Source organism: Sphingobacterium nematocida (assembly GCF_900168125.1).
In the GTDB taxonomy this organism is placed as follows: Bacteria; Bacteroidota; Bacteroidia; order Sphingobacteriales; family Sphingobacteriaceae; genus Sphingobacterium; species Sphingobacterium nematocida.
The window spans coordinates 165,536-175,199 of sequence record NZ_FUZF01000007.1 but is presented as its reverse complement, the minus strand read 5'-3'; the positions used below and the strand labels follow the sequence as shown (position 1 = coordinate 175,199).

Below are 9,664 nucleotides of genomic sequence, written 5' to 3'. Positions count from 1 at the left end.
CATTGTAAAATGAAGTGTAAGACCAAGACTATTTATAAAAATAGAATTGTCTTTATTATAATTTCTAATTCTAAAACTAAAGGCTGATTTTTTTAACTTTCGTTGTTTCTCAACACTACTCGTTACGTTACATGATCATTTTTTAAAGAACTTCTATCGCATCCGCTTCGCGCTTCTGCTTTTATGATGCCGGAAATAAATCCCTTATCTTACTTTTTCTGTTGCCCTTCGTTTCCGTTGGGACTGCAAAGGTAGGAATCTTTTTCAAACCTCCAAAATAAATGTGAAATTTATTTTTAACGGTCTTCCTTTCATTCCTGCGTTTAAATAACTTTAAACCCCTCTTTTTTCATGGCCTCGTCCTCAGATCCGACCGTTCCTCCCTTGCGGAGTGGTGCAAAGATAGGAACTTTGAAACCATAATTCCAAGCAATAGACCCACCTATTTTACCAGAAAACCCTAAAGCGCTGGTAATGCGCCCAATAAAATACGCCTATGGAATTAACCATAGGCGTTCGCTATCACTTTTGCAGTTATAAATCTATTTTTTTCTCATTTTCTGGAGCAAACAGCTCATACAATAAGATACGATCGTACCTATTATAGCCAGCAACACTGTTTGTACAGCATCTCCTATATTAAGGAAACCCCAAATTGAACACAGCGTACCACCTAGCATACCTGTGCGTATTTCGTTAAGGTTCATACTTTTTAAATCATCACTCATTACTTGTCACCCTCCTCACCATTTCACCTTGATCACTTTTATCACCTACTACCGCCTCCAATACCCCCAGTCCCACCGCAACGTATTTAATAATATTCAATGCCTTGCCCGGCAATTTGATCGGGGCAAGCAGCAACACCTGAACCGCTTGGCTTATTTTCTTGATGATTTTGTGCATTTTTTCTCTGTTATTGTGTTATCATGTTAACTTGTTATCCTGAAAAAACCAGATAACTCGTCTGTCCCGACCTCATCGGGGTTAACTCTAGAATTGCTTCTCCCTTCACTACCGCTTCTGACAGCATCTCATACAGCCTAGCGGACATAGGTAATACGATCAGACCTATGTCCAACACAACTTCCTATCATCACCTTATCGTACGGAACCGAAAGTCCGCCTTATGATTCCTTATATACCACATACAATTATTTAAGGCCCTGAACATGTATAAACCATTATGTTAAAATCCTTTTTAAGTAGACTATCCGAGGTTCTCCATTTTGGACAACAGCTTCGGGACTACCTGCTCCCGCTCAAATACGCCGAGAGTTACCTCTGTTCGTCTCCATTAGCACATTGACAGCTTTTTGTTCTGCCAAGGCGGTCAGATACATCACTCTTTCCTGTTCAACGGTATATTTTTTATCTCGCTTTACATTTGTGCAACTCTAAGATTATAACGCTTTTTGATTTTAACTTCTACGGTTAAAGATTTACATTTAAAAAAATATGCTTAAGCCAAGGCTAGTATATTGAAATCATCCATATTATGAAAAGAACTGCCTCAATTGCGGTCGCTGTTGTATTATTATTAATAGTAAGTTGTAACAACAAAAAAACAACTTCTTCTCAAAAAGGAGAGTCTGTTAAAAAAACTGCCAGGAATATATTTTATTTTGATCCAAAGAATGGGAATTATCTAGCGATTCATTTTTCTCCAAGTGCACAAACTTTTATGACAGATAGTACCTTCAGGATATTAACCGTTAATAATCGCAATAAACCTAATATAAAAGTTTACTCTGGGGAGGTTCAAGACACCAGTATTTTTATCGACTGGAGAGATTATTCGGTTGACACGATCTCTCAATTTGAGCCTGCTATGGGAGGGCCTCCAGACTTCAAGTATGATATTCGTAGAAAAATAGAGCGAAAGGGAAACAAGGTCGTTAAATACCGATCTTACGCTAATTTTATTAAATAAAAACTGCCCGATTATAAAGAAATAGACTCTAATACGTTTTATAACGCATTTAAAGAAAAATTAAAGTCACAAGTATTCAACCTTCCAAAAGACTATCATATAATAGACCAACAATACGCTGTCTTTTCCGCACAATTTCACCAACAAATTAAGATGACCTGGAACGAATTATTAAAGCATGTTCCAAATAATTCAACAATTTCGAGAAAGCCTATGTTACCCTTTTTATTTAACGTAATAGTGGATCAACACGGAAACCTAAGAAATATTAAACTCGCACATGATTTTAAAGATGACGATAAATTAGTCCCCTCAACAATACAATTGATAAAAGGAAAAAAAGTTAAGGTTTACACTGTTTTTAATCAGCCTGTTTCCACGAACATAAAACTCTTAGTAGCCCTAAAATAGATTTAATAGAAGATTATGATCGGATTCAAGAAAAATCGCTATTTTAGACATGAACAATTATAATCCTTATGGCTAAACCTAATCCTTGTTTTTTCATAAGTAGCATAGCTTTTATTTAGGAGAAGATGTCATGAAAAAAATCACCATAAGTCTGATACTGACCATATGTGCGCTGTACGGCGGCTATTCGCTGTCCTCGAAAAATTATACGATCCCATTGTCGTCTACCACAGCTAGCAATCACAACAAGAACGTTAAAGACATTCCGCTTGACTCTACCAAGTCAGGAAAACAAGAATACAAGATACCCGAAGACATACAAAAATGGCTTGATACTAAAACTGCCTCCGCAGAGAAGCAGGAAACAGCCGAATTTGACCCCAAAAGATTCTTCAAAAGAGACAGCGCCACTATAGTAGGGTATATAAAAGGTTATGATGTAAAGCTGGGGTTCACGAGTGGCATCATATACCAAGAACATGTGATGACTGGTGAGGACATACCGACTACTATCCAAATATATCCGGATGGTCGCTTCGAGGCAGTACTGCCTGTATTTCATCCTACAACGCATAACCTGCTTATTAATGACCAATGGATCCCTTTCTACATTGAGCCGGGCCAAACCTTAGGGCTGGTGCTTAGGTGGAATAAGTCTTTAAGCACTGATATAACCTACATGGGCAAAAATAAAAGGATAAACGACGAGATCGCCAAAACAAAATTTAACAAGCCGGATTATGAGGTATTTCGTGAACTGCAAAAGACACAGGAACCAAATCTATTTCTTAAAAACCAACTATCGGCATGGGACAACGAATACGAGCGAATAGATCGTGTACTAAAGGGAGGTAATCTATCTCCAAGAGCTCAGCAAATAATCCGTAACGAGCTGAATATCAAATATGCCAATTACATATTTGAATACAATCTGAGTAGAGACTACTTAGCCGAACAGGACACGACGAATCAGACCCTTAAGATACCCGTTGAAATATCATTCTATGGATTTGTAAACAGATTAAAACTAGACGACCCTTCATTATTGGTATCAAATGACTTCTCAACTTTTATTAACAGGTTTGAATTTTCGCCCTTGTACCCCATGCTAAAACACCAGCATGAAGAAAATCCAGAAGCTTTAATGCTTAGCGATTTTAAATCCGTCTATAAAACTACCGAAACTCCGCTGGTCTATCATATTGCTGGCCTACGAAGACTTAAAGGAAGGCTGAACTATGCGAGGACAGATAGTATGACAAACGCGATAACAGATCGATATTTAGCAAATGCGACCGCCCCTATTTTTAAGGCGGAAGTGAGCCGATTAAAGCAATTAGCAGAACGCAAGAAAACGGGCTATGAACTCCCTAACACGAAAGGTGCTAACGTATTCAAAAAAATAGTACAGCCCTTCGAAGGAAAGATATTGGTGATAGATTTTTGGGCGCAATGGTGTGGGCCATGCCGAGCAGGAATAGAGAGTAGCCTCACCAAAAGAAAAGCAATGGCAGACAATCCGCATATTGATTTTGTTTTTATCACGGATGAGAGGGGAACGCCAGACACGGCTTTTTTTGAGGCCTATAATAAAGAGAACTTTTTAAAAAACTCCTACCGTATAACCGCCGATGAATATCTCTTGCTGCGCGAGTTGTTCAAATTTAACGGAATACCAAGATACGTATTGGTCGATGACAAAGGCCGTATTAGGGATGATAATTTTGCATCTCACAATCTGGACCATGAATTAAAACGGCTTTTTCCGGATAAGTTTAACACATCGTCTCTATAGTAGATTGACTATTTATCCCTTTAAGATAATTAACACTAAAAAATGGTATGCGTTTATAAATATTTCAGGCTTTGTTATTTATATTTTGAAGATCATGACGATCCCTTCTTTAAAGCAATTGGCTTTGTAAATATGGCACTATTCGTCTTTTTGGGCATACTATATTCGATTGTTGATTTATTTTGGCCCGGGTATCTTTCATTACCCGAGCTGTCAAAACCGAAACTTTGGTTATATGCACTATTAAACGTCGCAATATTTTATTACGTCTTTAAAGCACTACTGGTCAAGGCTATGAAAGTAGACCCGAAAAGCGGAATATCCCACCGTTATGATTATAATCCATCACCAAAAGCCGTTAAAATAAATTTCATAGCTCATGTTGTATTACTGGGTCTTGTGTTTCTATTTGGTTATTTAAGAAAGACTTTTAATTGAAAACTTGTACCAATTTATCGCCAGAGAATTTTGACATATCATAAAGATGACAGCACTATATAATTACCTACCGATATCCTAAGGTTCAAGACATACATCATGAGCGAAGGAAAACTTAAACGCATCATTTTGAAACCTATCCATAGACCGGACAGACAGATGTTAAATAACCTTAAAATATCCAAATCATTTTGAATACTGTATAATCTATGTTTATTTTTAATGTAAATAACCAAAACACAAAATCAATTATTTACGATGAGAATATATCTGCTTTTCACCCTTGTTCTTTCTTTTTTCTTGTGCCAAGGCCAACGGCTGATCTATCCACCTCAGATACCAACAGAAAAGATCAGAATCATACTGGAACAAACTAAAGGAGGAACGGTAGCTGACAGAATAAGCGACTTGCAGTATATTCCCTTGAAAGGGGATAAAACTAATCTGATCGACAATATTGGTAATATCGCTATCTTGGAAGATCGAATAGCCATATTATCAAGCATCAGCGGCGCGCTCTTCTTGTATAACAAAGATGGAACGTTCATAAAAAAGATAACCAAGATAGAAGGACATAAATCACGATACGGCAATACCCTTTTCTACGAAATAAAAGTAAAAGATGGGAATTTTGTGGCTTCTCATGGTGAATTTGAAGTCACCATAGGTAAAGAAGGAAACATTTTGGATACCTTAAGTAAACAATATGAGGAAAACAACGATGTTAGCGAAAGACTACAATTGGACGATAAAGAGCTATCATTCACAAATCCTTACTACAGAAATACCAAAAAGGATAACCGGGCGATCAGTGCGGGTGATAACATATGGATAAGATACGACAGCAAAGATACCATAAGATCATACTATAGCTTAGGCTACGCTTTCAGTAAAATAAACAATAGCGAGGCGTATTGTACACTTCCCAATAACACAAAAATATTTAAACTGAACGCGGCGGGTATTGAAAAAGTATATGATATCATATTTCCCTTTAATAATACCATGGACAGTAGTGCTGGACAAATTTATAAAGATTATGAAACCTACGAAAAATATATAAAAGCCAACCCGCAAAAAGTGTATGGGCTGGGAAATGTAGTGCCGCACCACCGATATTTGATATTTCTAGCGGGTAGGTATCATGATCCGAGGTGGATAGCTTATGACCTAGAATCAAAAGAAGCCTGGGGACTGGATTATATCATTCCGGATAAATCGAACGATTATCTTAGCTTTTTTGATACAAATAATATCATTACAGATGGAGAGTACCTCTATTCGTATATCTACCCACAACAAGTCAGAAGCGCCAAGAACAAATCGATGGATGAACGCCATAGCATACGCAAAGAATACGCTGATCTCGAAAAATATAACAATCCTGTACTCGTCCGATTTAAGATCAAATGATCATGGTAAAGACCATATTTTATCTTTTAGTATTAGGCCTCTGTCTAATACATGCAGCCTACTCCCAAACCAAGATACACGGCGTACTGGTAGACTCTACCTATAATAATGTACTACGATCTGCCACCGTATCGATATATGAAAAGGGCAAAAAATCGGTAGACAAGGTAACGCTTACGGATAATTTTGGAAAATTTGTTCTGGAAGAATTGAGTCCCGAAAAAATACTACTAATCGAACTCTCCTATCAAGGTTTTCAAAAATTGACAAAAGAATTTACGCTAAAAAAAGGGGAACACCTGGACATGGGGCATATCAACATGAAATTGGCGCTAAACGAAATAGAGGCTATCGATATCATCCCGCCTATAAGAATGAACGGTGACACGTTGGAGTTCAACGCTGACGCCTTTGAGCTGGACTCTAATGCGGTAGTGGAGGATCTGCTGCATAAGCTCCCTGGCTTGGTGGTATGGGGCGATGGGGCGGTGACCTATAATGGTCGGGATATCCCAAACCTGTTGGTCAATGGTAAATCTTTCTTTGGAACGGAAAAGGCAATTATATTGCAGAATATCGATAAAAAGGCTGTAAATAAGATACAGATCTACGATACCAGAGAAAAAAAAGAACAAAAGGAAAATCCAGAGGACCAAAAATATGAAATGAATGTCGTGCTCAAGGAGGGTAAAGAAAAAATGTATTTTGGATTTGCAGGCATAGGCTTAGGAAACAAAGACAGATACGAGACGAGTGCAAACTTCAACTACTCGACCAATAGAACTCAAGCAAGTATTGCCTACTCGACCAATAATGTCAATAAGGACCTTACGGGTATTGACCAGCTCCTTAAAAACACAACTTATAAGGGAATAGATGTAAATGCGGACTTTGACTCTGACTTCCTACGATCGGGAATACTCAATCAACATGTATTGGGTGGCAGGTACCAATACGATATAATAGGGGCCAATGATGTGAGCAAAAGACATCTCTTCAATACAAATGTCCTGAGTACATGGAATCGCAATAACATAAAGAATGAGTCGAATACGCAATTGCTCAATGTCGATAACGCAAGCAATACCCGGTCTCATATTTCGGATGCAGAAAATAGTAGGCGATCGCAGCATTTAAGTACTAACTATCAAAATTCGGTCAGTAAATGGAAGGGAAGGGAAATCAATCTAATGGCAAATCTTAACGCGACAAATACACATAACAGCAATATATCTAGCTCGGAAAGTAAGTATGATTATGAAAATATTAAATCGACAAATACCTTGAATAATGATGAAAACAACAACGTTCAGACTATAAGCCTGATGACACATCTGGATATATTCAGTAAGGCTGGAAAATACATGGTCGTGCGAGGAGATCATAAATATAGTTACCTAGACCAGGTGAATTACAATCTAAAATTAAATGCCAATGTTTCTAAAACGGCAAATGAGCAACTTAGACAGGGGGACTATACAAACCTTACCAACACTAACCTGAACAAAAACTATCTGCGCAGCTATGACGAAAACATGAGTTCTAAAAACTTCAACCTGGACCTAAATGCGAGTAGAATGGGCTTGGAAATCGGCAGCAATATACGCTACTACAGCACAACAACCGACAATTTAGTAAATGACCAAATAGTAAACACGCCTACTGAAAATAAAGACCTAAGCCATGTGTCCAATTTCAGCCTTTGGCAATATGAACCACGCATAAGCTATAGATACAACATAAAGTCCAAAAACCTCTATGGACGGATGTCATCTAACCTGAGTCTAAACCTAAAATTGGCGGCTCGCCTATATCGGGATGATAATAGATCGAATCTGGACTATCGTAATTTGGCACTGTCCTATACCTCCATATTACCTGAAGCTAGTTTAAATTATAACTACAACAAGAACAACCAGTTTTTTTGGCCCGTGAGTATTTCGTATAATTTTAATGAAGAGTATCCTTTACTAGATAGAATGCGGCCGATATATGACGATATCAATCCCGCCTACCGCTATTATGGCAGCACAACCCTGTTAGAAAAAACGGGCATTCATTCATTTGGTCTAAATACAAGCTACCGACAATCTAGACAAAATGGCTATGATATTTCGTACTATTTTAACTATAAAAGTTACCAAAACGGACTAACCGATAGTATCGTCTATGCAGAAAACCAACAGCAAGCATACCTGGCACAGATCAGAAAACCTATGGGGCTATACAGCATGAATATAGCTATAAAAAAACCTTTTCTGATTGGAAAAAATCAAACCTTATCTCTAAATCTAAATAGTAGAACTAGCTGGGGCAATAAATTCCAATATATCGGAACCGAACTGCAGGAAATGGTAAATAATAATCAGAATATTGATCTTAACACCTACTATACAGTACTGAATAAATATCAGCTGGGCTGGATTAATAGTTGGACTCGCTACGAACGTAAGGACAAATCTAACACGACGGGAAATAACGACTATAGATCATACAGCTGGAATACTGGATTGAGTATGGCATATGCTGTGACCAAAAGATGGTCTCTAAATTCGAATGCTACAGTACGGTACAATACATCCACCTACAACAGCGACCATGCTATCATCTGGAATGCAAATACAACCTACAGGGTATTGAAGGATAACAGTTTAGAATTCAAAGTTGCGGCCTATGACTTGCTAAGGCAAAATAAAGGACTATATTATACCAATGGATTAACTGAATTTACTACGGGTTACCGCAATATCCTGACTCAGTATTATATGCTCTCCATATCTTATTTTCCGAGAAAATTTGGTCTTAAATAAAGTTGCTTTAGTGGGACGTTTTTTTGGAATCAACTCGCTAACCTTTATGATTGATCATTAGGGCTGATATTTCTATTTGGTTATTTAGGGAAGGTATTTATTGATTTTGGTTAAATTTAACGCATTATTCTGCAGGTCAAACTTCTCGCCGGAAAATGTTAACATATCATAAAAGGCGACTCATAAGATGATATACATATTGACATACAATAAATTACCGTGTGATATTATTACTTTCTCCTATCACACGGTTTGTAATTTTAGAATAGTTCTGGTAAATTTATTGTATTAACAAATTAAAACTTATATCTTATGAAAACTATTATCGCATTACTATCTGCATTTATGTTTTTTTTATCAGTTAATAGGGTGAATGCGCAATCTTACATTAGAGGCCCTTACACCTTCGAACATATGCAACCAGATGCAAATCAATTTACTATTGACGATCCTTATTCCAATAGAAAAATACTTATTCGAGTAGAAGTTGGATACGATTATTCGCACAATTTCAATTACATAAATTATGGTAAGGTGTATGGAGTTGTAAGTGCGTTTTATGATGATAACTATCAAACCTATCCCTATTCACTTTCATTTAATGTTGAATTATTAGATTTAAGTATTAGTCTTTCGAATGGTCTATATTCACCAATAAATGATGGTCCTATCGCCATTGAATGGGATGGGACAGTCCAAGTATTCGGGGAATATTACACATCTTACCCTGATCATCTTTCTGTTTATTCGAGTTTTATGTGGAGTGGCAACTCCAATGTGATATTTTAAACAACATATCAAGGGCTGTCTCAAATCAAAAACTATAACGTCATTTCGAGTGAAACACAGTGTAGTCGAGAAATC

The 9,664-nt window shown here is 37.2% G+C and carries 6 protein-coding genes; 5 read left to right on the top strand and 1 reads right to left on the bottom strand.

Annotated features, from left to right (window positions below; genetic code table 11):
* Nucleotides 1–720: 720 nt before the first annotated feature.
* A complete protein-coding gene (locus tag B5X76_RS10045) occupies nucleotides 721–906 on the bottom strand; it encodes a hypothetical protein (RefSeq protein ID WP_079642979.1) in 186 nt (61 codons plus the stop codon).
* 592 nt (nucleotides 907–1,498) lie between these two features.
* On the opposite strand from B5X76_RS10045, the gene B5X76_RS10040 reads away from it, so the two are divergent.
* From B5X76_RS10040 to B5X76_RS10010, 5 genes are all read left to right on the top strand, one after another.
* Nucleotides 1,499–1,933 (top strand): hypothetical protein, encoded by a 435-nt coding sequence (locus B5X76_RS10040; protein WP_079642978.1) that lies wholly within the window; start codon nucleotides 1,499–1,501, stop codon nucleotides 1,931–1,933.
* Nucleotides 1,934–2,474: 541 nt separating this feature from the next.
* On the top strand, nucleotides 2,475–4,139 hold the full coding sequence (locus B5X76_RS10030) for a TlpA family protein disulfide reductase (protein ID WP_079642976.1): 1,665 nt from the start codon (nucleotides 2,475–2,477) through the stop codon (nucleotides 4,137–4,139).
* Between the two features lie 696 nt (nucleotides 4,140–4,835).
* The gene (locus B5X76_RS10020) at nucleotides 4,836–5,990 is read left to right on the top strand and encodes a 6-bladed beta-propeller (RefSeq protein ID WP_079642974.1); all 1,155 of its coding nucleotides are present in this window, start codon (nucleotides 4,836–4,838) and stop codon (nucleotides 5,988–5,990) included.
* Nucleotides 5,991–5,992: 2 nt separating this feature from the next.
* Nucleotides 5,993–8,800, top strand: a complete 2,808-nt coding sequence (locus B5X76_RS10015) for a peptidase associated domain and porin domain-containing protein (protein WP_176141038.1) — start codon at nucleotides 5,993–5,995, stop codon at nucleotides 8,798–8,800.
* 312 nt (nucleotides 8,801–9,112) lie between these two features.
* Complete coding sequence (locus tag B5X76_RS10010) at nucleotides 9,113–9,589, top strand: hypothetical protein (protein ID WP_079642972.1); 477 nt, start codon at nucleotides 9,113–9,115, stop codon at nucleotides 9,587–9,589.
* Nucleotides 9,590–9,664: the final 75 nt, after the last annotated feature.

Excerpts from the sequence above, each read along its gene's own strand:
- B5X76_RS10015 (WP_176141038.1), top strand. The coding sequence starts at position 5,993 with ATGGTAAAGACCATATTTTATCTTTTAGTATTAGGCCTCTGTCTAATA.
- B5X76_RS10020 (WP_079642974.1), top strand. The coding sequence starts at position 4,836 with ATGAGAATATATCTGCTTTTCACCCTTGTTCTTTCTTTTTTCTTGTGC.
- B5X76_RS10045 (WP_079642979.1), bottom strand. The coding sequence starts at position 906 with ATGCACAAAATCATCAAGAAAATAAGCCAAGCGGTTCAGGTGTTGCTG.
- B5X76_RS10040 (WP_079642978.1), top strand. The coding sequence starts at position 1,499 with ATGAAAAGAACTGCCTCAATTGCGGTCGCTGTTGTATTATTATTAATA.
- B5X76_RS10010 (WP_079642972.1), top strand. The coding sequence starts at position 9,113 with ATGAAAACTATTATCGCATTACTATCTGCATTTATGTTTTTTTTATCA.
- B5X76_RS10030 (WP_079642976.1), top strand. The coding sequence starts at position 2,475 with ATGAAAAAAATCACCATAAGTCTGATACTGACCATATGTGCGCTGTAC.